General features: G+C 62.2%; 23 protein-coding genes. 12 read left to right on the plus strand and 11 right to left on the minus strand.

Translation table 11 applies throughout. The features are described 5' to 3' along the window. Positions 1 to 4: 4 nt before the first annotated feature. Positions 5 to 721: an ABC transporter ATP-binding protein gene (locus tag ACF8MC_RS07150; RefSeq protein WP_033647057.1), complete on the minus strand. Its 717-nt coding sequence runs from the start codon at positions 719 to 721 to the stop codon at positions 5 to 7. 598 nt (positions 722 to 1,319) lie between these two features. Between ACF8MC_RS07150 and ACF8MC_RS07155 the strand changes: the two genes are divergently transcribed. Next, positions 1,320 to 2,171, plus strand: a complete 852-nt coding sequence (locus tag ACF8MC_RS07155; RefSeq protein ID WP_033653478.1) for a DMT family transporter — start codon at positions 1,320 to 1,322, stop codon at positions 2,169 to 2,171. Positions 2,172 to 2,228: 57 nt separating this feature from the next. Here the strand turns inward: ACF8MC_RS07155 and ACF8MC_RS07160 are convergent, their stop codons facing one another. Further along, positions 2,229 to 2,819, minus strand: coding sequence for a Yip1 family protein (locus ACF8MC_RS07160; RefSeq protein WP_033637547.1), 591 nt, complete (start codon positions 2,817 to 2,819; stop codon positions 2,229 to 2,231). A gap of 205 nt (positions 2,820 to 3,024) precedes the next feature. On the opposite strand from ACF8MC_RS07160, the gene ACF8MC_RS07165 reads away from it, so the two are divergent. From ACF8MC_RS07165 to ACF8MC_RS07185, 5 genes are all read left to right on the plus strand, one after another. Beyond that, entirely contained in the window at positions 3,025 to 3,492 is a 468-nt protein-coding gene (locus ACF8MC_RS07165) for an acyltransferase (RefSeq protein ID WP_033647061.1), read from the plus strand. Beyond that, entirely contained in the window at positions 3,492 to 4,034 is a 543-nt protein-coding gene (locus ACF8MC_RS07170; RefSeq protein WP_033647063.1) for a GNAT family N-acetyltransferase, read from the plus strand. Before ACF8MC_RS07165 ends, ACF8MC_RS07170 begins: the two co-directional genes overlap by 1 nt. Before the next feature lie 104 nt (positions 4,035 to 4,138). Then, positions 4,139 to 4,990 (plus strand): DUF1460 domain-containing protein, encoded by an 852-nt coding sequence (locus ACF8MC_RS07175; protein WP_049234982.1) that lies wholly within the window; start codon positions 4,139 to 4,141, stop codon positions 4,988 to 4,990. Positions 4,991 to 5,120: 130 nt separating this feature from the next. Continuing rightward, positions 5,121 to 5,933 carry a MetQ/NlpA family lipoprotein gene (locus ACF8MC_RS07180; protein ID WP_033653481.1) on the plus strand — a complete coding sequence of 271 codons (813 nt, stop codon included), beginning with the start codon at positions 5,121 to 5,123 and terminating at the stop codon, positions 5,931 to 5,933. 159 nt (positions 5,934 to 6,092) lie between these two features. Further along, positions 6,093 to 6,632, plus strand: coding sequence for a GNAT family N-acetyltransferase (locus ACF8MC_RS07185; RefSeq protein ID WP_033653482.1), 540 nt, complete (start codon positions 6,093 to 6,095; stop codon positions 6,630 to 6,632). Between the two features lie 229 nt (positions 6,633 to 6,861). Here ACF8MC_RS07185 and ACF8MC_RS07190 read toward each other — a convergent pair whose 3' ends face one another. From ACF8MC_RS07190 to ACF8MC_RS07200, 3 genes are all read right to left on the minus strand, one after another. Further along, positions 6,862 to 7,782: a DUF808 domain-containing protein gene (locus ACF8MC_RS07190; protein WP_164104691.1), complete on the minus strand. Its 921-nt coding sequence runs from the start codon at positions 7,780 to 7,782 to the stop codon at positions 6,862 to 6,864. A 102-nt stretch (positions 7,783 to 7,884) separates the two neighbouring features. Then, a complete protein-coding gene (locus ACF8MC_RS07195) occupies positions 7,885 to 8,850 on the minus strand; it encodes an alpha/beta fold hydrolase (RefSeq protein WP_230122059.1) in 966 nt (321 codons plus the stop codon). A 79-nt stretch (positions 8,851 to 8,929) separates the two neighbouring features. Continuing rightward, positions 8,930 to 9,334: a VOC family protein gene (locus ACF8MC_RS07200; RefSeq protein WP_164104690.1), complete on the minus strand. Its 405-nt coding sequence runs from the start codon at positions 9,332 to 9,334 to the stop codon at positions 8,930 to 8,932. A 75-nt stretch (positions 9,335 to 9,409) separates the two neighbouring features. Between ACF8MC_RS07200 and ACF8MC_RS07205 the strand changes: the two genes are divergently transcribed. Continuing rightward, positions 9,410 to 9,865: a GNAT family N-acetyltransferase gene (locus ACF8MC_RS07205; protein WP_060456823.1), complete on the plus strand. Its 456-nt coding sequence runs from the start codon at positions 9,410 to 9,412 to the stop codon at positions 9,863 to 9,865. 34 nt (positions 9,866 to 9,899) lie between these two features. Here ACF8MC_RS07205 and pbpG read toward each other — a convergent pair whose 3' ends face one another. The 3 genes from pbpG to ACF8MC_RS07220 all read right to left on the minus strand — a co-directional run bounded on the left by pbpG (position 9,900) and on the right by ACF8MC_RS07220 (position 13,074). Next, positions 9,900 to 10,829: a D-alanyl-D-alanine endopeptidase gene (gene pbpG / locus ACF8MC_RS07210; RefSeq protein ID WP_164104689.1), complete on the minus strand. Its 930-nt coding sequence runs from the start codon at positions 10,827 to 10,829 to the stop codon at positions 9,900 to 9,902. A gap of 151 nt (positions 10,830 to 10,980) precedes the next feature. Beyond that, positions 10,981 to 12,084 (minus strand): adenosylhomocysteinase, encoded by a 1,104-nt coding sequence (locus ACF8MC_RS07215; RefSeq protein ID WP_060425506.1) that lies wholly within the window; start codon positions 12,082 to 12,084, stop codon positions 10,981 to 10,983. 45 nt (positions 12,085 to 12,129) lie between these two features. Further along, positions 12,130 to 13,074, minus strand: coding sequence for a GlxA family transcriptional regulator (locus tag ACF8MC_RS07220; protein ID WP_033653487.1), 945 nt, complete (start codon positions 13,072 to 13,074; stop codon positions 12,130 to 12,132). Between the two features lie 91 nt (positions 13,075 to 13,165). Between ACF8MC_RS07220 and ACF8MC_RS07225 the strand changes: the two genes are divergently transcribed. Next, positions 13,166 to 13,843, plus strand: coding sequence for a DJ-1/PfpI family protein (locus ACF8MC_RS07225; RefSeq protein ID WP_047568783.1), 678 nt, complete (start codon positions 13,166 to 13,168; stop codon positions 13,841 to 13,843). A gap of 50 nt (positions 13,844 to 13,893) precedes the next feature. Then, the gene (locus ACF8MC_RS07230) at positions 13,894 to 14,457 is read left to right on the plus strand and encodes a DedA family protein (protein ID WP_033647075.1); all 564 of its coding nucleotides are present in this window, start codon (positions 13,894 to 13,896) and stop codon (positions 14,455 to 14,457) included. Between the two features lie 16 nt (positions 14,458 to 14,473). On the opposite strand, the gene ACF8MC_RS07235 is transcribed toward ACF8MC_RS07230, so the two are convergent. Beyond that, the gene (locus ACF8MC_RS07235) at positions 14,474 to 15,367 is read right to left on the minus strand and encodes a LysR family transcriptional regulator (protein WP_060456821.1); all 894 of its coding nucleotides are present in this window, start codon (positions 15,365 to 15,367) and stop codon (positions 14,474 to 14,476) included. A 112-nt stretch (positions 15,368 to 15,479) separates the two neighbouring features. Between ACF8MC_RS07235 and ACF8MC_RS07240 the strand changes: the two genes are divergently transcribed. Then, entirely contained in the window at positions 15,480 to 15,917 is a 438-nt protein-coding gene (locus tag ACF8MC_RS07240; protein WP_016928654.1) for a PACE efflux transporter, read from the plus strand. 436 nt (positions 15,918 to 16,353) lie between these two features. Further along, a complete protein-coding gene (gene ansP / locus ACF8MC_RS07245) occupies positions 16,354 to 17,820 on the plus strand; it encodes an L-asparagine permease (RefSeq protein ID WP_033637529.1) in 1,467 nt (488 codons plus the stop codon). 37 nt (positions 17,821 to 17,857) lie between these two features. Here ansP and ACF8MC_RS07250 read toward each other — a convergent pair whose 3' ends face one another. Next, positions 17,858 to 18,637 carry a 2OG-Fe(II) oxygenase gene (locus ACF8MC_RS07250; protein ID WP_164104688.1) on the minus strand — a complete coding sequence of 260 codons (780 nt, stop codon included), beginning with the start codon at positions 18,635 to 18,637 and terminating at the stop codon, positions 17,858 to 17,860. A 116-nt stretch (positions 18,638 to 18,753) separates the two neighbouring features. Between ACF8MC_RS07250 and ACF8MC_RS07255 the strand changes: the two genes are divergently transcribed. Beyond that, positions 18,754 to 19,650 carry a LysR substrate-binding domain-containing protein gene (locus ACF8MC_RS07255; protein ID WP_164104687.1) on the plus strand — a complete coding sequence of 299 codons (897 nt, stop codon included), beginning with the start codon at positions 18,754 to 18,756 and terminating at the stop codon, positions 19,648 to 19,650. Here ACF8MC_RS07255 and ACF8MC_RS07260 read toward each other — a convergent pair. Beyond that, positions 19,635 to 20,387, minus strand: a complete 753-nt coding sequence (locus ACF8MC_RS07260; RefSeq protein ID WP_164104686.1) for an SDR family NAD(P)-dependent oxidoreductase — start codon at positions 20,385 to 20,387, stop codon at positions 19,635 to 19,637. The genes ACF8MC_RS07255 and ACF8MC_RS07260 overlap by 16 nt on opposite strands. Positions 20,388 to 20,458 lie beyond the last annotated feature (71 nt).

Consider the following 20,458-nt stretch of genomic DNA (forward strand, 5'->3'; position numbering starts at 1 on the left):
TTTATCAAGCGCAATGGGGAACGTCAAAAATGCGCAGCGTTTTCCCGCTGACGGGATGCGCCACCTTGAAACTGTTCATGCCGAACACCGGCAGAATCACCGGGGTCTGCAACACCGCCTCGGGCGTACCACAGGCCACCTGACGGCTTTCGTTGAGCACCAGGATCCGATCGGCAAACGCCTCTGCCACGGGCAGATCGTGCAAGACCGCAATCACGGCGATGTCTTTATTTTTCACTAACGACAGCAGCGCCGAGCGCCCGGGCGGATCGAGGTGATTGGTCGGTTCATCCAGCAACAACAGATCGGGAGACTGCGCCAACGCCCGAGCCAGCGCGGCACGCTGGCGCTGGCCGCCCGAGAGCCGCCCCAACGGATGGCGCCTGAGCGGCGCCAGCCCGGTTTCCCCGATGGCTTCGTCAACGATGCGCTTTCCCGTCGCAGAACATGCACCATGCGGCAAACGACCCAACGCAACGTAGTCCTCAACCGACAGCCGCAAATCCGGCGAGTCGTTTTGCGCCAGAAAGGCGATGCTTCTGGCGCGCTCCGCCGCCGGCCACGCGGACAAGGCGCGCCCTCGCCAGTAAATGCCGCCGCTGTCCGGCCGCGTTTCGCCGATCAGGGCACGCAACAGGCTGGACTTGCCGCTGCCGTTAGGGCCGATCACCGCCAGCTTCTCACCGGCGCGCAGCGCGAAATGGATGTTGTCGAGTATCAATGCCCCGCCGTGGCCGGTCAGGCTAACTCCATCAACATGGAGGATGTCGTGAACTGAATTCATTATGCGTAAATTGTTACATTATAACATATCAATATTTTTACCACGATTACGCGCCTTCTGCAAAAGCGAATCGCAACGTCTTTTGTCGCACGCATTGCGTGAACCGAGGCAAGGGCAAGCCGCGCCCTCTGCGTCAACACTGCGCGGCCAAAGCAACATAGCATACCTCTCAATAAATGATAATGATTTTCATTATCATTTAAGCCACTACGATTTCCGATTGCACGCCCCGCTGAACTTAGTTATGTTTGAACGATTAGTTTCATTCCCGGTTTTCAGGAACTCACATGACCTACCTGGCGCACAGCACAGATCCGACAAACGCGACCGTTCCGGCCGCCGTTTTGCTGTGTGCTTCTTCCGCCCCACCCGCCGTTTCCTCTGTCGTTTCAGCGGTTGCCGCTTACCCGCCACGCATTGTGGTCGTGCGCTAAGCCAAACCGACTTTTTACCTCCGGCTTATTGATCTGTTGCGTTCAGGCGTAGACCGCCGCGCGCGCCGGAGCCTGTAATTTTCACGACAGGTGAAATTGACATGCGATTACCTTCTCTCTGGGCCAATGCCGGCCTGGCTACGCTGTTCGTCCTGCTTTGGAGCAGCGGCGCGATTTTCTCCCGTTGGGGGCTGGAGCACGCCTCCGCCTTCGCTTTTCTGTTCTTCCGCTGCGCCATCGCGCTGGCGGTGCTGTTGGCCATCGGCCTGTGGCAGCGCCAGTGCCTGCCCGCCCCCGGCACCCGCCGGCGCGTCGCGCTGATTGGCGTGCTGATGATCGGCAGCTATCAAATCTGCTATCTGCTGGCGTTGGAACAGGGTATTACGCCCGGCGTGCTGGCCACGTTGCTTGGCGTACAGCCGATCCTCACCCAGTTCATCACCGAACGGCGCTGCACCGGGCTGCGGGCGCTCGGCCTGGCGCTGGCGATGGCCGGGCTGACGCTGGTGGTGTACCAAAGCCTGATGGTGGCCCACTTCTCGCTGAGCGGCATGCTGTTCGCCTTTATCGCGCTGGGCTGCATGACCGCCGGCACCCTGCTGCAAAAAGGCATGACGCAGCCGCCGCTGGCGGTCTTGCCGCTGCAGTATGCCGTCGGGTTGCTGATGTGTACGCTGGCGCTGCCGTTTGAGCCGCTGCGGGTCGAGTGGCGGCCAGAGTTCGTGCTGCCGCTGCTGTGGATGGCGGTGGTGATCTCGGTGCTGGCGACCTTCTTGCTGTATCGCCTGATCCAGCGCGGCAACCTGGTGCAGGTCACCAGCCTGTTCTATCTGATCCCGGCGGTCACTGCCCTGCTGGACTACCTGCTGCTCGGCCACGCGCTGGCGGCGCTGAGCCTGCTGGGCATGGCGGGCATCGTGCTCGGCGTGATGCTGGTTTTCCGCCGCGCATAAAAGCAAAAGCCCCCGCGCCGTTCCACCGGCGCGGGGGCGACAACAACAACCGTTAACTCAGAATAACCAGGAACCGTACCCCCACAGCAGGACCGTCACCCCAAGCAGCAGCTCGAGCAACAGAATGCCGATGGCGAAGGTCGAGCTGGAGAAGATGAACCCTTCCTTACTGTCGATATTCAGGAAGTGCGGGATCCCCAGATTCAGCAGATAGCCCGAATAGCACAGGCCGATAATGCCGACAAACAGACACAGCCAGACGACCGGATAGAGCGCCACAATCCCGCTGAGGAACATCGGGGTCGCCACGTAGCCGGCGAACACCATGCAGCGGTGCAGGCTGGGGCGCGATTCATAGCGCCGCGCCATCCAGTGAATGACTTTCCCCATGGCCGCTACGCCCGCCAGCATCAGCAGGTAAAACGCCACGGCGGTATAAAGCGCGGTAAACATGTCGAGCCTGATGGCATGTCCCTCGCCGGAGAGCCAGCCCAGCTGGGTGGTGCCGATAAAAGCGCAGACCACCGGGATTGCTGCCAAGAGCAACACGTGATGGGTGTATAGGTGCGAGACGCTTTCATTCTCGTTTTTGATCTGTTCGAACTCGGCGCTGGGATGCGCCAGAAGTCCCCAAACATGACTGACCATGAGACACCTCCTATCTCGCCGTAGGCCGCGATCGGCGAACGAATTTCACACCTCCGACGGACTGCTACCCGTGCGAGGATTGCGGCCACGGGGCTCTCTCCCCTGTACTCATTATAGTCTTTCGGCGAAAAAACGTGCGGAAAGCGCAACGCTGCGGCGCTTTGTCTTATACTCCCACCATAAAAACCAGGCTGCGAGGAAGGTCATGTCATCCGTTATCACCACCCGCCAGGCGGGGATCGTCGACGTCGACGCCGGGCGCAACGTCACCGTTGTCGAGCCCTGCAATCTGTACGGCTGCCGGCTCGGCGACGATGTCTTCGTCGGCCCGTTCGTGGAGATCCAGCGCCACGTCAGCATCGGCGCACGCAGTAAAATTCAGTCGCACAGCTTTATCTGCGAATACGTTACCCTCGGCGAAGCGTGCTTTGTCGGCCACGGCGTCACCTTCGCCAACGATCTGTTCAAAGACGGCGCGCCCAATGCAGATCCAGCCAGCTGGGGGCGCACGCGCGTCGGCGATCGGGTGTCCATCGGCTCCGGCGCCACCATCCTGGCGGTGGAGATCTGCAGCGACGCGGTGATCGGCGCCGGGGCGGTCGTGACCCGCAACATCACCCGCAAGGGGATTTATGCCGGCAACCCGGCGCGCCTGCTGCGGGAGCTGCCGTAATGACCCCGGTCATCCGCATCGCGGCCATTGAGGCGCTGCCCGATGATTACCTGACGCGCGGCGATTTCGGCTTTACCATCCGCTGTTACGCCCTGCCGCAGTTCGACACCCCGGTCGACAGCTGGCCAACCCGCCCGGTGGCGCCGTTTCGCAAACAGTATCCCTTGGCGCCGTTCGCCAACGAAGACAGCGCGACTTTCCTGGCATATCGCCAGGACCAAGCCGTTGGCCACATCACGCTGAGCAAAAACTGGAACGGTTACACCCTGATCGACGAGATCGCGGTCAGCGCTCACGCGCGCCGTCAGGGCATCGCCGGGGCGCTGCTGGACTGCGCCAAACAGTGGGCGCGGCAGCAGGAAACCTCAGGTATGATGCTCGAAACGCAGAACAACAATCTGGCCGCCTGTCGCTGCTACCAGCATTACGGGTTTATTCTCGGCGGCATCGACCGTTTGCTGTACCGCGCCGAGCCGGAGATCGCCGATCACGAAATCGCGCTGTTCTGGTATTTGCCGTTCAATAGCGAAATCGGTTACTGATTTATCGGCCGCCATTGAGGCTATGTTTACTTTTTAACCCCTACCATCGGATGAGAACTGTTATCACTGACTCTGATAAGCCAGCGACACCCAGGGAGGGCCGTATGAACCAGAACAAGGTTGTTTTACTGATGTTAGCTATCGCCATGAGCGGATGTGCCGAGCGCCCCACCGCCGTCTCCCCCGCAACGCCGCCGACCGACGTCACCGTTTCGCCGCCGGCTGTGCAACCGCAGATGGACGCCAGCACCCGCAGCAAGCTGCATGAGATCCTCGCGCTGCGCGCCGGTTGGCCCGCCGCGCAGCCGCATGGCCGCACCGTCGATTTGATTTCACGCGAGTTTCTCGGCACGCCCTATCTCGCCAACCGCCTGATCGGTTCGCAGAGCACGCCCGAGCAGCTGGTGATCGACTTCCGCGGGCTGGATTGCTTCACCTACATCGATTATGTGGAAGCGCTCAGCACCGCCCGCAGCGAGGGCGAGTTCGTACAGCGCCTGGTAGACATTCGCTACGTCGACGGCAAAATCGCCTTTCCGCAGCGCAAACACTTCTTCACCGATTGGGCGCAGCGGCCGAAAAAAGTGGCTGAAGACATCACCGCGCGGCTCAGCCCGCACGCCGTCACCCTCGTGAAAACCCTCAACCGCAAAGCGGATGGCGGCAGCTACCTGCCCGGCTTGCCCGACGTACAACGCAGCGTGACCTATATCCCCAGCGACCGCATCGACGACAAGGTGCTGGCCCAGCTGCGCACCGGCGATTACATCGGCATTTACACCAACCTGGACGGGCTGGACGTGACCCACACCGGCATCTTCGTGATGACCGACAACGGCCCGGTGCTGCGCAACGCCTCATCGCGCAAGGCCAACATGCGGGTGGTCGATTCGCCCTTTATGGATTACGTGATGGCCACGCCGGGCATCGTGGTGCTGCGTTCGCTCAGCCGATAATCCCCCGCCGCATAACGGCTATAAGCTATAGCCGTTTATGCTGAGCGAGCGTTTGACTTCATCGGCGGTTCAAGCTTAGCTGTAAGAACAAAAACCAACTGATTTTATTGTTCTTTTCAGGGAGACTTCGATGACCTTACGCTGGCGTATCACCCCTCTGGCGGCGGCCTTTGCCGCCGTTTTGGCACTTCAGGGCTGCGATCAAAAAACCGATCGGAACCATATCAAGGTCGGCGTCATCAACGGCGCGGAACAGGACGTGGCGGAAGTCGCCAGGCAAGTGGCGAAAGAGAAATACGGGCTGGACGTCGAGCTGGTCGGCTTCAGCGGTTCGCTGCTGCCGAACGACGCCACCGACAAGGGCGAACTGGACGCCAACGTGTTCCAGCACCGCCCGTTCCTCGAACAGCAAAATAAAGATCACGGCTATAAGCTGGTGGCGGTCGGGAATACCTTTGTCTTCCCGATGGCCGGCTACTCCAAAAAGATAAAATCGCTCAAAGAGCTGCCGGACGGCGCGGTGATCGCCATCCCGCTCGATCCGACCAACCTGGGGCGCGCCCTGCTGCTGCTGGAAAAAACCGGATTGATTACGCTGAAACAAGGCAAGGGGTTGTTGCCCACCGCCCTGGACATCAGCGCCAACCCGCACCGTTACCAAATCATGGAGCTGGAAGGCGCGCAGCTGCCGCACGTGCTGGACGATCCAAAGGTCACCGTCGCCGTCATCAGCACCACCTACATCAACCAGACCGGCCTGTCGCCGACCAAAGACGGCATCTTCATCGAGGATAAAGACTCGCCGTACACCAACATCATCGTCACCCGCGAAGACAACAAGGACGCGCCGAACGTGCAGAACTTCATCAAGGCCTATGAGTCTGACGAAGTGGCCAAGGCCGCCGAGAAAATCTTCAACGGCGGCGCGGTGAAAGGCTGGTAATACCTGGCACAGCGCCGCAGGGGCTCTCCCCAAAGAACCCCTTGTCAGCTAATCATCGGGTTTTCTTATCTCACCATAAGAAAACCCGATTTACCCCGGCGGCGAGCGGCGCGCATAATGGCGTTTATCCGCTGATTTCCAAGGTAAACAGGCATTACCATGACGCTCTCCGCTCCCGTACTCAGCCTCCTCGATGCCACGCCGGACGATATGGCCGCCGTGCTGCAAATTTACACTCACCACGTGCTGTACGGTGCCGCCTCGTTTGAAGAACAGCCGCCGCCCCTGGCGGAAATGCAGCTGCGGCTGAGCAAGGTGCAAGAAGCCGGGCTGCCTTGGCTGGTGGCGAAAAGCGAAGGCCATATTGTGGGCTACTGCTACGCCACGCCGTATCGGCCCCGGCCGGCCTATCGTTTTACCGTGGAAGACTCGGTGTATATCGCCGAGGGGCAACAGGGTAAAGGCGTCGGCAAGGCGCTGCTGAGCAAGCTTATCGCCCGCTGCGAGCAAGGCCCCTGGCGCCAGATGCTGGCGATCGTCGGCGATTCCGCCGCCAACCGCGGTTCGCTGGCGCTGCACCAGTCGCTCGGCTTTACCAGCGTCGGGACGTTAAAGGCCGTGGGGTTCAAACTGGGGGAATGGCGCGACACCCACCTCATGCAGCGCGCGCTGGGCGCGGGCGACAGTCAGCATCCTTGAATACATGGCGACGCACGATAGGAAGTTAGCGTCTATAGTGAAGAGTGATTTCATTAAGTTAGCGCCAATCGTGCGCCACATTTAACCGGTAAGGGAGAAGTAAATGAAAATTATTCTGTGGATTGTCGCCATCATCTTCATCGTGGGTTTGTTGACGATTACCGGCGTTCTCAAACTGATTTTTTAAAGCGTCAGCTCCGTCCCGCCCCTTGCGGGGCGAGACTTTTCATCATGCCTTGAAACGCGCGCGCACCGCGCCCAGCGCCGACACCACCGCCAGCACCACGCCGCCGGCAATCGCGCCGAACACCACGTTCAGCAGAGCCGGAACCACCCCCTGCAAGATATGGCCAAACGTCGGCACCACCGTGGTGTACGAGGCCCAGTCTTCGAAAAGGTGATGCACCGGCGGCAGACCGTGGGTCAGGATGCCACCGCCGACCATAAACATGGCGACCGTGCCGACGATCGACAGCGTTTTCATCAAATAAGGCGCGGCACGCACGATGCCGCCGCCGAGGGAGCGCGCTAACGCGCTGCTTTTGCGGCTCAGATACAGCCCCAGATCGTCCAGCCTGACGATGCCGGCGACGATGCCATACACGCCGAGCGTCATCACGACGGCGATGCCGCACAAAACGATCACCTGCTGGCTGAAGGTGGCGCCGGCAACGGTGCCCAGCGTGATGGCGATAATCTCGGCGGAGAGCACGAAATCGGTGCGTATTGCGCCTTTCACCTTGCGCTTCTCATAGGCCGCAGCGTCCTCATTGGCGCCGGGCCCGTCCGATTTTTCCTCCTGCGCCGCCTTGCCGTGGCTCAGGCTGTGAAACACCTTTTCGAACCCTTCGTAGCACAGGTAGGCGCCGCCCACCATCAGCAGCGGCGTAATCGCCCAGGGTGCAAAAGCGCTGATCAGCAGCGCCAGCGGCACCAGGATCGCCTTGTTGATCAACGAACCTTTGGCGACGCTCCACACCACCGGCAGTTCGCGATCGGCTTTAACGCCGGTGACCTGCTGCGCATTGAGCGCCAGATCGTCCCCCAGCACCCCGGCGGTTTTTTTTGCCGCCATTTTGCTCATTAACGAGACGTCGTCCAACAACGAGGCGATGTCGTCGATGAGGGTAAGTAAGCTACTTCCTGCCAAAATGATTCATCCTTTTCATATTCACGGGCCATTCTATATTTAGCATAGCGGTAAAGCGTCATGAAAGGATATGGGAGGATCGCGGAAAACGCCGGGTGGAAGTTAAAACCTCTCGCCTGACAGTCCCTCATCAGCTCCGAGAGCGAACGCGCGTGAGATATGTTGAAGGACCGGGCCGTGGGCCTCAAAGACGCACGATAAATGCGTGCTGCTCGCAAGCAAACCAAAGGCAACATGCACGCTGCCATGCTGTTCAACGAAACGCTGCAAGGATTGTGCGCTGAACAACTCATCCTGCGCCGCCGCCAGCAGCAAAGTCGGCAATCGCAGCGCCGCCAGTTGCTTTGCCGGGGTGCGTGGCGTCAAGGCGTTAGCCATATTAACGCTGTATTGGCAGACAAAATCGGGGGAGGCGGCCAGTACGGCCGGGGGAAAATTCAGGCTGACCGCCCGAGATTGCCCAAACCATCGCCCACCGCTGAGCGCATTGGCCACAAAAGGCCATTGGCGCACCTGGGCAAAGCGGGCCGCAGCCGGCAGATCACGGGCCATCCCGGAAAATGGCCCCAGCTCGGGTGCCAGCAGGATCAGGCTGTCCGCCTGCTGTTCACAAGGATAGCGGGTCAGGTAGTTGAGCAACATCCCGGCGCCGCTGGAATGGCCAAGCAGGTGCCTGCGCGCTAACGGAAAACGCAGGCGCATTTCCGCCAGGATGACATCGACATCGCGCCAAATACGCTCAGGCCGCTCAACCGTCCCCCGCTCTCCCGTGGAATCGCCATGCCCGCGAATATCGACCAGGCACACCGCGAGCGTTGGCTCGGCAGCCAGCTGGCGCGCAAGAATGTCATACCCGGCGGCGCTGTTAACCCCGCCGCCGTGATAAACCACGATCACGTCTTCGCTCTCGGCAGTTTGCCGATACAGGCGGTAGCTCAATCCCTCAACGCTGCCGGACGACGTGGCCACCTGTGCCCCCGGCCACTCACCGTAAGACTTCGCTTGCTCAACATAGCGGTCAAAATCAATCAATTCGCACCTTTCCATGATGTTGTCGGTATTCCCCACGGCAGAGTTCCTGCCCCGGCGATAAGCATATGAAACAACAGCAGGAACTACCATGTCTTTTGCACACTCCCCCTTAGCCTCAGGGCAGATCCCCCGCCGGCACATTGAGCTGCCAGGAGAGCCCAAAGCGATCGTTGAGCCAGCCGAAGCGAGCGCTGAAGCCGTAGTCGTCGAGCGGCATCAGCACCTTGCCGCCCTCCGCCAGGCGGTGGAAAACCTGCTCCAGCGCCTCTTCGTTAGGCAGGTTGATGAACAGCGACACCGCCGGGGTAAAGCTGAAATCATGGCTGATCGGGCTGTCGATAAACACCAGGTTCTGCCGATCGAAATCGATGGTGGCATGCTTGATTAACCGCTGGCCGTCCGGCGTCGGGTCGTAATGCTGCACCTGCATGAGCCGAAAACGCTCAAACACCTGGCTGTAGAGGTCGATCGCCTGCTGCGCCTCCCCCTGGAACATGACAAAGGTCGAAACCTGACTCATAACATCCCCTTCGGTAATCGTTGTGGTATTAATGGAGGATAGCGGATTACCCTTGAAGCGGCGAAAGGAGCAACCATGAGCATCATTCATCGCCTGGCGCAGCCGGACGATCTCAACGGCCTGTTGGCTCTGTATCGCGAGCTGCGCCCACAGGATGCGCCGCTGCGCAGCGACGACGCGCGCCGTGCCCTGCAGCACCTGCTGGACGATCCGGCGATCCGTCTGGTGGTAGCGGCGCAAGAGGAACAGCCGATCGCCACCTGCATGCTGGCGCTGATCCCGGGGCTGGCGCATCAGGCGCAGCCGTTCGGCGTCATCGAACACGTGGTGACGGCGGAGCCCTATCGCGGCCACGGCGTGGCGCTCGCGATGATCGAATACGCGCTACAGCTGGCCTGGCGCAAGGGCTGTTATAAGGTGATGCTGCTGTCGGGGCAGCAACGCACCGGCGCGCACCAGCTTTATCTCAAGGCGGGTTTCGACGGCGATCGCGAGCGGGGATTTGTCATCAGACGGCCCGAGGGCCGATAGCGGCCTGCCGCAAACGGGCAGGCCGCCAGGCGGGTTATTCGCTGTCGTTCTTCGCCAGACGGGCGTCTTTTTGGCGGCGATAGTCACGGGCGGCGGCCGGGATCGGCGTCACCTTGCCGGTTTCAATCCAGCTGCGCAGACGGTTGGCGTCGGCGAAGTGGGTGTATTTGCCGAAGGCGTCCAGCACCACCAGCGACACCGAGCGGTTACCGATCACCGTGCGCATCGCCAGGCAGTGGCCCGCCTGGTTGGTGAAGCCGGTTTTGGTCAGCTGGATGTTCCATTTCGGGTTGTACACCAGGTGGTTGGTGTTGCGGAACGGCAGCGTGTAGTTCGGATCCTTGAAGCTGGCCATGCGTTCGGTGGTGGTGCTGAGCTGGCCGATCAACGGATATTGCTTGGTGGCGATCAGCAGCTTGGTCAGATCGCGCGCCGTCGACACGTTATGAATAGACAGCCCGGTCGGTTCCACATAATGGGTATTGGTCATGCCCAGCGCCCTGGCCTTGGCGTTCATCGCTTTGATGAAGGCGTTGTAGCCCCCCGGATAGTGGTGCGCCAGGCTGGCGGCGGCGCGGTTTTCCGACGACATCAGCGCCAGCAGCAGCATATCCTTACGGCTGATTTCGCTGTTCAGCCGCACCCGTGAATACACCCCTTTCATCTCCGGCGTCTGGCGGATGTCCACCGCCAGCATCTCGTCGAGCGGCAGGTGCGCGTCGAGCGTGACCATGGCGGTCATCAGCTTGGTGATCGAGGCGATCGGCACCACTTCATCCGGGTTGCGCGCATACATCACCTTATGAGTTTGCATATCGACGACCATCGCGCTGCCGGAGGCCAGCTCCGGTTGGGTGGCGTACAGGGCGGCGGCGTTGTCGCTGGCCAACGCGCGCGGCGCAAAGCCTGCGCCCGCCTGCAAAGCGAGCAGGGTCAGAACCAAAACACGTATTTTCACAGGCATTACTCTGAAATGGGGGCTTGAACTCAGCGAATTATATGTGAGGGTTCAGCGCTTGGCACTGGGATTGTATGGCGGATTTGTGACAAATTCTGTCCGCTGAAAAACGACGCAGCCCGCGGACGCTCTGGGATGAACGCCCGCGTGGAAAAAGTTACAGCGCCGGCTGCCAGGCCGACTGCGGCAACAGGTACAGCCCCGGCGTTTGCCGCGCCCCGGCGCCGACGATATGGCCGATGCCGGCCGCCATCACCGCCAGCGTCACATCGAAGGCGTTAAGGCTGTCGCCATAGCCGGCGGTCAGGTTAAACATCGAGCCGTTGGCCAGCAAATACACCGTCTTCTCATTAAGTTGGTAAGCGTTCACATAAGGCATCGGCTCGTGGTGCGGCAGGCCTTGCAGGAAGCCGACGTCGATCTCTTCCGCCACGTGGCCGACGTTGAGGATAAACACGCCGTCCTGCGCCTGTTGCAAATGCTGCGCCGAGAGCACGTTTTTCGCGCCGGTTGCGGTAGCGATCACGTCCGCCTGCGCGACGGCGCTCGCCAGATCCACCACCTGCCAGCCGTCATAACGCGCCTGCAGCGCGCGCGCCGGATCGATTTCCGCCACCATCACCTGGCCGCCGTAAGCCCTGGCCGCCGCCGCTGTCCCCTGCCCGACCAGGCCGTAGCCGATCACCAGCACGCGCTTTTCGTGCAGCGTCAAGTGGGTGGTCTGGAAGAAGGTGTGCCAGGCGGTCAGCCCAACCATATGCCGATTGTGCAGCCCCTCTTTCACCGGCAGATCGTCCCAGTTGAAGATCGGGTAGCGCGGCGCCACGCCGTTTAACCGGCTGATGCCCGAGCCGGTGGCTTCCAGCCCGGCGACGATCCGCGGGCCGCTCGGCGATTGGTGTAAACGGGTGGTCAGATCTGCCCCCATTTCGCACAGGTGGGTCGGCTGCCAGGCCAGCGCGCGGTCGAAGGACTCCGACCATTCGCCGGCGTTCATGTCGCGCCAGGCATAGGCCTGCGCGCCCCGCCGTTCCAGCCAGGCCACCACGTCGTTCTGCACCGTGGTGGGATTGCAGGTGGTCAGGAAGATCGCCGCGCCCTTATCCAGCAGGCCGGCCACCAGCGGCGCCATTTTCAGATCCAGGTGCATATTGCACGCCAGCCGCACCCCGTGCAGGTCCGGCAACGCCGCCACCGCCGCCCGGGTGCGCGGCATATGGCGCATCGCCCAGTTCAATTCGCTCTCGAAATCCTGATACATCCGTTGCTCCTCTGGTGTGCCCCGCCGCCAGGCGTGGCAAAAAAATTATCCCGCGCGGCCGAGCCGGCGGATCGCCTGCGGCGACAGGCCAAATACGCGGATAAACGCCCGTCTCATGCGCTCCGGATCGCTGAACCCCACCGAACGGGCGATCGCCTCCAGCGGCTCGGCGCTCTCTTCGATGCGCACCCTGGCCGCCTCCACCCGCAGCTGTTCGATCACCTTGGCCGGTGTCTGCCCGGTTTCGGCGCGGAACAGCCGGCCGAACTGGCGCTCGCTCAGGCAGGCGGCGTCGGCCAGATCCGCCACCGACAGCGGCAGGTGCAAGTGCTCGCGCGCGAACGACAGCGCGGCGCGCATGCGATCCGACGACGGGTTCAACGCCAGCAGCAGCGAATACTGCGACTGCCCGCCGGGGCGCCGATGATAGACCACCAGCTGCCGCGCCACGGCCGCCGCCAGGGTGGCGCCAAGGTCGTCTTCTATCAACGCCAGCGCCAGATCGATACCGGCGCTGATGCCGGCCGAAGTCCAGATATCGCCGTCGCGAATGAAAATGCGGTTGCTGTCGACGCGGATGCGCGGATAACTCTGCTGCAGCCGCGCCGCGTGATACCAGTGGGTGGTGGCGCGCTTGCCGTCCAGCAAACCGCAGGCCGCCAGAATAAACGCGCCGGTGCACACGCTGGCGATGCGCCGCGCCCGCCGGCTGTGGGTGGTCAGAAACGCCACCAGCGCCGGCGACTGCGCCGCCATCACGTTGCCGCTGCCGCCGGCCACCACCAGCGTATCGAAACGCTCGTCGCCGCACGGCTGCGTGGCGATCTCCACCCCGGCCGAGCTGGCGACCATCCCGCCCTGCGGCGAGATCGCCACGCAGCGGTAGGCCGGCGGATCGGTAAACTGGCTGACGTTATCGAACGCCGCCAGCGGGCCGGCAAAGTCCAGCAGGTTGAAACCGGGAAAAACCACAAAACCGATCGTTTTCATGATGGCGCTTTTTGAGGGTTATCTGTCATACCAGCCAAAAACAGGGCGGCTATTATGGCCCAGGTCCAACGATAAAAATGAGGCGAATGTCATGTCTGAACCACTCGTGATTGTATTTCCCATCTATCAAGGCGTCACCCAGCTCGACTTCACCGGCCCGCTGCAGTTTCTGCGCCACATGCCGGGCGCGGAAATCATCGTCGCTTCGGTAGACGGCGCGGATGTCGAATCGGAAGGCTTGCACTTCACCCAGCTGCGCCCGCTGCCGGAGATCGCGCGCTGCGACGTGCTGTGCGTGCCGGGCGGCAGCGGCTGTACCCAGGCGCTGCAGGATAAAGCGTTCATGCAGCAAATCCGGCGGCTGGGCGCCGATGCCCGCTACCTGACCTCGGTGTGCACCGGTTCGCTGATCCTGGCCGCGGCCGGCCTGCTGGCGGGCAAACGCGCCGCCTGCCACTGGTCGATGCGCGACAGCCTGAAGCTGTTCGGCGCCATCCCCAGCGCTGCACGCGTAGAGCGCGACGGCAACGTGATCAGCGGCGGCGGCGTCACCGCCGGCATCGATTTCGCGCTGGCGCTGATCGCCGAACTGCACGGCGAAGACACTGCCCAAACGATCCAACTCTATCTGGAATACGCCCCGGCCCCGCCGTTCACGGGCGGCACGCCGGAACTGGCCCCGCCGCACATTTACGCCAGGGTACAGGCGCAGATGGCGGAAAGCCTGGCGCGGCGCAGAGCGTTGGTGGCCCAGATCGCCCAAGGCTAGCGATCGGGCGTATACTTGCCCTTATGCGTCAGTCACATAAGGAGTAAGGAATGACCGATTTGGCCCACTACATTACGGACTACGGCTACTGGGCGTTGTTTATCGGCTGCCTGGCTGAGGGAGAAACCATCACGCTGCTGGGCGGCATCGCCGCCCATGAAGGCTTGCTGCACTGGCCGTGGGTGATCGCGGTGGTGGCGCTGGGAGGTACGCTGGGGGATCAGCTGCTGTACTTCGCCGGCCGCCGGTTCGAAGGCCGGGTCATCTCGCGGCTCAAGGGGCAGGAAAAGCGCATCGCGCGCGCCAGAAAGCTGATCGCCCGCCACCCGATGCTGTTCGTTATCGGGGTGCGCTTTATGTACGGTTTCCGCATCATCGGCCCGGTGCTGATCGGCGCCAGCCGCCTGCCGCCGTCGCGCTTCGTGCCGCTCAATATCCTCGGCGCCATTCTGTGGGCGACGATCTTCGTCATGCTCGGCTATTTTGGCGGCCAGGCGATCGAACGCTTCGTTACCGGCTTCGACAAAAAACTCTCCAGCCTGCTGTTTGTCGCCCTGGCGATCGCCGCCATCCTGCTGGTGCGCTTCTGGTGGCGCAAACGCCACGCGGAATAAGCCAGCGCACCTGGCGTCAGCCTTCCTGCAGTGCCGCGCGCATCAGCTCGACCAGCTCGCGCGCCGCCTTGTCCAGCGGGCGGCTCTTCAGCCAGATCAAATGCATCGGCAAGCGCAGCTCGTTCTTGGTGTTTTTGAATTTCAGCCGTACCAGCCGCCCCTGCGCCAGCAGCGGCTCGGCCAGCGACAGCGGGAAATTGCCCCACCCCAGGCCCGCTTCCACCATGTTCAGCGCCATCGGCAGGCTGTCGGTGCGCCAGTAGGCCTCCGCCACCTGCGGGCGCAGATCGCCGATCGGCAGATCGCGGCTGGCCACCATGATCTGCCGCACGTTGACCAGATCCTCGAGAAACAGCTCGCCCGCCGCGCCGTCCAGCGCCGGGTGCTGCGGCGAGACCATCGCCACCAGCGATTCCGCGCCGACGGAGTGGAACTGCTCCGCGCTGTTGATGTTTAGCCCGCCGAACGCCAGGCAAACGCCAATGCGCTCCTGGTGCAGCATGTGCAGCACGTCGTCCTGCGGCGCGCTGAGCACTTCGATGTTCAGTAGCGGATAACGCTGCGACAGCGTCTTCACCGCCGCCAGCAGGCTGGCGCCGTTAATGTCCGACGCCACGCCGATCGAAAGCCGGCTCTCCAGCCCCTGAGACAGTTCGATAGCGTGCACCTGCAGCTGCTTGAGCTGCCCGGCGATCAGGCGGGCGTGCGGCGCCAGGGCCAACGCCAGCGCGGTCGGCGTCGGTTCACGGTGCGAGCGATCGAACAAGGCGAAACCGAGTTCCGCCTCCATGTTGGCGATGCCCATGCTGACGGCGGACGGTACGCGCCGCAGCGCGCGGGCGGCGGCGGAAAACGAACCGCGATCGAGCACCGCCAGAAACAGTTCGATATTGTCGCTGGAAAAGTTCATCGTTTAACCTGTCAGTTAAACTGACAGCTCCTGACTTTTTCTATCAATGTGATTGACGCTATCTTAGCCGCCGTCGCCGCAGAGGCAACTAAAAACAGATCGGGAGAAAACAATGCAAGGCGTCAAACGCAAACTGGTGTATGTCACCGCTTATGAAATCATCGGCATGGCGATCTCGGCGCTGGGGCTGGCGCTGCTGTCGGGCCATGCGCCGAGCAGCACCGGGCCGCTGGCGGTGGTGATCACCACCATCGCGGTCAGCTGGAACTTCATTTACAACTATTTATTCGAGTGGTGGGAAAGCCGCCAGGCGTCGCGCACCCGTACCCTCAAGCGCCGCATTTTGCACGCCGTCGGCTTTCAGCTGACGCTGGTGGTGTATCTGATCCCGCTGATCGCCTGGTGGATGGGCATCACGCTGTGGCAGGCGCTGCTGCTGGATATGGCGCTGATCGTCATCATTCCTTGCTACACCTTCCTGTTTAACTGGGCGTTCGACAAGCTGTTCGGCCTGCCGGCTTCGGCTCTGCCGGCCGGTGAATCCGCCTAAAAAGCCCCCGCGTCCGATTCGCCTGCGCACGCTAATTACTGCGCAGGCGCCATCGCTTTATTTTCCGCCCGCCTTCCCCCTCACGCAAAATAACTTCAAAATCCCTTTAATTTGCGCGGTAATTATTATTCTGTGATTTCAATCACTTTTATCGTTCGATATTTCCGTGTTGATAATAAGACTCATCTTACTGAATAATATGCGCTTTTGTTTTCAGTTTAAAAAATACACACAATTGTTCACGCTTTGTACGCAGGTTTTTTTGCCAGCTTTATCGGGAAACGGTAGCATGCCACGCCGTTATTTAACGGCGGCTGTATACACAATAAACAGCGGAATGATGCCACGACCTCATTCTCATTACGATTGCTGATGGCAATCGTTTGCCCTGCAGCTCAGGGCGGCGTTCATCATAGACAGGTAAACAGGACGGATAATGCACTCACAAAAAAAGTCGGCGGACGATAAACACGCCGCCAGAAGACGCTGGCTAGACTCTCATGAATCCGGTTATCACAAAAGCATGGGCAACCGGCAGATCCAAATGATCGCCATCGGCGGTTCGATCGGCACCGGCTTGTTCCTCGGTACCGGCGGCCGTCTCGAACTGGCCGGGCCGGCGCTGGCGCTGGTCTATCTGGTGTGCGGGATCTTCTCTTTCTTCATCCTGCGCGCGCTGGGCGAGCTGGTGCTGCATCGCCCTTCCAGCGGCAGCTTCGTTTCTTACGCCCGCGAATTTCTCGGTGAGAAAGCCTCTTACGTCGCCGGCTGGATGTATTTCCTCAACTGGGCGATGACCGGCATCGTCGACATCACCGCGGTGGCGCTGTACATGCACTACTGGGGCACCTTCGCCGACGTGCCGCAGTGGCTGTTCGCCCTCGGCGCGCTCGGCATCGTCGCCACCATGAACATGATCGGCGTGAAGTGGTTCGCCGAGATGGAGTTCTGGTTCGCGCTGATCAAGGTGGTCGCCATCGCGCTGTTCCTGATTGTCGGCGTCGTCTTCCTCGGCACCGGCACCCCGGTCGCCGGCCACACCACCGGCATGCACCTGATCACCGAAAACGGCGGCATGTTCCCGCACGGCCTGCTGCCGGCGCTGGTACTGGTGCAAGGGGTGATCTTCGCCTTCGCCGGCATCGAGCTGATCGGCACCGCCGCCGGCGAGTGTAAAGATCCGGCCAAAATGATGCCCAAAGCGATCAACAGCGTGATCTGGCGTATCGGCCTGTTCTACGTCGGCTCCGTGGTGCTGTTGGTGCTGCTGCTGCCGTGGAACGCCTACCAGGCCGGCCAAAGCCCGTTCGTCACCTTCTTCAGCAAGCTGGGCGTGCCTTACATCGGCACCATCATGAACATCGTGGTGTTGACCGCCGCGCTGTCCAGCCTCAACTCCGGCCTCTACTCCACCGGCCGCATCCTGCGTTCGCTGGCGATGGGCGGCTCGGCGCCGAAGCTGATGGCCAAAATGAGCAGCCAGCAGGTGCCTTATGCCGGCATCCTGGTCACCTGCGGCATCTACGTGATCGGCGTGGTGCTCAACTACCTGGTGCCTTCGCAGGTATTCGAGATCGTGTTGAACATCGCCTCGCTGGGCATCATCGCCTCCTGGGCGTTTATCATCGTCTGCCAGATGCGCCTGCGCAAAGCCGTGCGTGAAGGCCGCGCGCAGCCGGTATCGTTCAAAATGCCGGGCGCGCCGTTCACCTCCTGGCTGACGCTGGCGTTCCTGCTGATCGTGGTGGTGATGATGGCGTTCGACTACCCGAACGGCACCTGGACCATCGCCACCATTCCGGTGCTGGCGGTGCTGCTGACGCTGGGCTGGTTCGGCCTGCGCAAGCGCGCGCAGGAAGTGAAGCGGGAGCAGCAGGCTCACGAAGAGCAGAACCCGCACTGAATCGACAAACCGCCCTCCGGGGCGGTTTTTTTATCCGCTATAAGCGGCCGTAGAACGTCATTCTGGCGCTTTCCGACAGCATCACGTCCGGCTGCGCATTGTAGGCCAGCACCACCAGCATGCGCGTGGTGTCGCCTTCGGTCGGCGTCACCCGGTGCATGGCGTTGCGCCCGCGAAACAGCACCAAATCCCCCTCCTCCATCGCCAGCCGTTTGGCCGCCCGCTCGCCGTCCAGCACCTGCGTGACCCCGGCATAGTTCATCTCGCCGCGATCGGCGTCGCGCAGGTTCTCCACGTACTCGAAACGCCCGCCCGCCGCCGGTTTCTGGATCAGCAGCGTGATGGCGAACGACGAGTTGTCGAAGTGCCAGCCCAGCTCCTGGCCGGTGTGGGCGTAATGCAGGTTGATCGACGACAGCCGATCGGCGTAGGGATACAGCTGCGCCTCATCCAGCACCGCACAGAGGAACGCGCGAAACGCCGGGGCGTCGTACAGTGCGCGCAGCGGCGACTGCGGCGGAATATCTTCGTCGGTAATGCAGCCCTTGGACGACACCACCAGCCGGTTGCGCGCGTGATCGACCGGCAGCGTATCGTCCTGCGGCCGCAGATACACGTTGTGTTTGCTGGTGGCGTAAAACGCCGCATGGTGCTGTTCGGCACCTTCCAACCGCACCGTCGCCAGCGCGGCGGCGCGCAGAAATCCCGGCAGCACCAGCGCGCCGGCGCGCTCCAGCGTTTGCCGGCAACGGGCGCGGAATGCGGCGTCGTCGATGGGATGAGCGGACAGATCGATAATATCGGCAAGTTGCGGCATGGCGTTCCCCTCGTGTGCGATAGCCGGATGCCTCTCACTGTAGCGAATGGCGCATTGCCGCCATAACAAAAATACGTTATGGATAAGCTAACCAATTCTTAGCGATAGCCCTGCCCATGCACTCACCGTCCCGCGCGCGCTTGCCCAAGCTGAGCGCCATTCTGGCGTTCGAAACCGCCGCCCGCACCGGCAGCCTGGCCCGCGCGGCGGATACGCTGGCGCTGACCGCCGCCGCCGTCAGCCAGCAGATCCGCCAGCTCGAACAGCATCTGGGCATCACGCTGTTCATCCGCGCCAAAAGCGGCGTCACGCTGACCGAACAGGGCGCGGACTACCTGGCCTACGTGCAGGAGGCGTTCGAAACGCTGCGCGTGGCGCAGCAGCACGTCGAGCGCCAGCGCGGCAAACAGACGCTGACGGTGTTCGCCCTGCCGGCGTTGGCCTCCAAGTGGCTGAACCCGGCGCTAGGCGACTGGTTGGCGCAGTGCCCCGACGGCGATCTGCGGCTGCACGCCACCCATGCGGCGGTCGATTTCGCCCATTCGGCGGCGGACTTCGCCCTGTGCTTCGGCGATCAGGACTACCCGCTGCTGGAAAAGGTGCGGCTGTTTCAGGATCGGGTGCAGCCGGTGTGCAGCCCGGCGCTGCGCGATCGCGGCGACTGGACGCAATTGCCGCTGATCCACGTCGACTGGGGCAAGGAGAGCCAGTTTCTGCCGGGCTGGCACGAGTGGTTCACCGCCGCCGATCAAATGCCGCCGGCGCGGCGCGGGCTGACCTATAACCTGACCTCGCTGGCCATCGACGCCGCCGTGCAAGGGCGCGGGGTGCTGCTCGGCCAGCGGCGGCTGATCGGCCGTGAACTGGCGGCAGGCCAGTTGGTCACCCTGGCCGAACCGGCGCTGCCGCTCAGCAAACCCTACTACGTGGTTTACCCGCCGCGCACGCTGGAAAAACCCGGCGCAGCGGCGTTTCTCAGTTGGTTGCAGGCGCTGGCTCAGCGCGCGGTATAACCGCCGTCGATGCTGTAAAACGCGCCGGTGGTGAAACTGCTGTCGTCCGAGAGCAGGAAAGCCACCGTTTTCGCCACCTCTTCCCGCGTCGCCATTCTCCCCATCGGGTGCGAAGCGGCCATCTGCGCCCGCACCGGCGCCGGCAGTTTCCTCATCGCCGGCGTATCCACATAGCCCGGCCCGACGGCGTTGATGCGCACGCCGCGCGTGGCGAACTCCAGCGCCGCCGAGCGCGTCAGACCCAACACGCCATGCTTGGCGGAGGTATAAGGCGCGATCCCGGCAATGCCCACCACGCCGTTGGCGGAAGAGAGGTTCACCACCGCCCCGCCGCCGCCGGCGACGATCGCCGGCAGGCCGTACTTCATGCCGAAAAACGTGCCGCTCAGGCAGGTGGCGATCACCTCATGCCAATCTTCGACCGCGTACCGATCGATGTCCACCTCGTGCGGGCCGGTGATCCCGGCGTTGTTGACCAACAGATGCAGCGCGCCGCAGCGCCGCACCGTCTCTTCAATGCCCTGCTGCACCGACGGCGCCTCACGCACGTCCATCCGCAACGTCATCACCCGTCGGCCCTCGGGATCGAGCCGCGCGGCGGCGGCGGCGAGAGGCGCGGCGTGGCGGCCGGTCATCACCACCGTGGCACCGCGCCGAAACAGTTCGGCGGCGATCGCTTCGCCGATGCCGGTGGAAGCGCCGGTCACCAGCGCCACCCGATGTTTGAAATCTTGCATAGCCGTTCTCCTGCCAGATTGAACTCAGGGGAACAGGCTAGCGCCGGCCAGTGACAGTTTGCGGCAGCAGC

The organism is Serratia sp. LACPHL-BACT-2024-00286 (genome assembly GCF_043109535.1).
GTDB classification, from domain to species: domain Bacteria; phylum Pseudomonadota; class Gammaproteobacteria; order Enterobacterales; family Enterobacteriaceae; genus Serratia; species Serratia sarumanii.

Bases quoted from the DNA above. Each gene is read 5' to 3' on its own strand.
- ACF8MC_RS07155 (WP_033653478.1), top strand. From the start codon at position 1,320: ATGCGATTACCTTCTCTCTGGGCCAATGCCGGCCTGGCTACGCTGTTC.
- ACF8MC_RS07160 (WP_033637547.1), bottom strand. From the start codon at position 2,819: ATGGTCAGTCATGTTTGGGGACTTCTGGCGCATCCCAGCGCCGAGTTC.
- ACF8MC_RS07165 (WP_033647061.1), top strand. From the start codon at position 3,025: ATGTCATCCGTTATCACCACCCGCCAGGCGGGGATCGTCGACGTCGAC.
- ACF8MC_RS07170 (WP_033647063.1), top strand. From the start codon at position 3,492: ATGACCCCGGTCATCCGCATCGCGGCCATTGAGGCGCTGCCCGATGAT.
- ACF8MC_RS07175 (WP_049234982.1), top strand. From the start codon at position 4,139: ATGAACCAGAACAAGGTTGTTTTACTGATGTTAGCTATCGCCATGAGC.
- ACF8MC_RS07180 (WP_033653481.1), top strand. From the start codon at position 5,121: ATGACCTTACGCTGGCGTATCACCCCTCTGGCGGCGGCCTTTGCCGCC.
- ACF8MC_RS07185 (WP_033653482.1), top strand. From the start codon at position 6,093: ATGACGCTCTCCGCTCCCGTACTCAGCCTCCTCGATGCCACGCCGGAC.
- ACF8MC_RS07200 (WP_164104690.1), bottom strand. From the start codon at position 9,334: ATGAGTCAGGTTTCGACCTTTGTCATGTTCCAGGGGGAGGCGCAGCAG.
- ACF8MC_RS07205 (WP_060456823.1), top strand. From the start codon at position 9,410: ATGAGCATCATTCATCGCCTGGCGCAGCCGGACGATCTCAACGGCCTG.
- pbpG (WP_164104689.1), bottom strand. From the start codon at position 10,829: ATGCCTGTGAAAATACGTGTTTTGGTTCTGACCCTGCTCGCTTTGCAG.
- ACF8MC_RS07215 (WP_060425506.1), bottom strand. From the start codon at position 12,084: ATGTATCAGGATTTCGAGAGCGAATTGAACTGGGCGATGCGCCATATG.
- ACF8MC_RS07220 (WP_033653487.1), bottom strand. From the start codon at position 13,074: ATGAAAACGATCGGTTTTGTGGTTTTTCCCGGTTTCAACCTGCTGGAC.
- ACF8MC_RS07225 (WP_047568783.1), top strand. From the start codon at position 13,166: ATGTCTGAACCACTCGTGATTGTATTTCCCATCTATCAAGGCGTCACC.
- ACF8MC_RS07230 (WP_033647075.1), top strand. From the start codon at position 13,894: ATGACCGATTTGGCCCACTACATTACGGACTACGGCTACTGGGCGTTG.
- ACF8MC_RS07235 (WP_060456821.1), bottom strand. From the start codon at position 15,367: ATGAACTTTTCCAGCGACAATATCGAACTGTTTCTGGCGGTGCTCGAT.
- ACF8MC_RS07240 (WP_016928654.1), top strand. From the start codon at position 15,480: ATGCAAGGCGTCAAACGCAAACTGGTGTATGTCACCGCTTATGAAATC.
- ansP (WP_033637529.1), top strand. From the start codon at position 16,354: ATGCACTCACAAAAAAAGTCGGCGGACGATAAACACGCCGCCAGAAGA.
- ACF8MC_RS07250 (WP_164104688.1), bottom strand. From the start codon at position 18,637: ATGCCGCAACTTGCCGATATTATCGATCTGTCCGCTCATCCCATCGAC.
- ACF8MC_RS07255 (WP_164104687.1), top strand. From the start codon at position 18,754: ATGCACTCACCGTCCCGCGCGCGCTTGCCCAAGCTGAGCGCCATTCTG.
- ACF8MC_RS07260 (WP_164104686.1), bottom strand. From the start codon at position 20,387: ATGCAAGATTTCAAACATCGGGTGGCGCTGGTGACCGGCGCTTCCACC.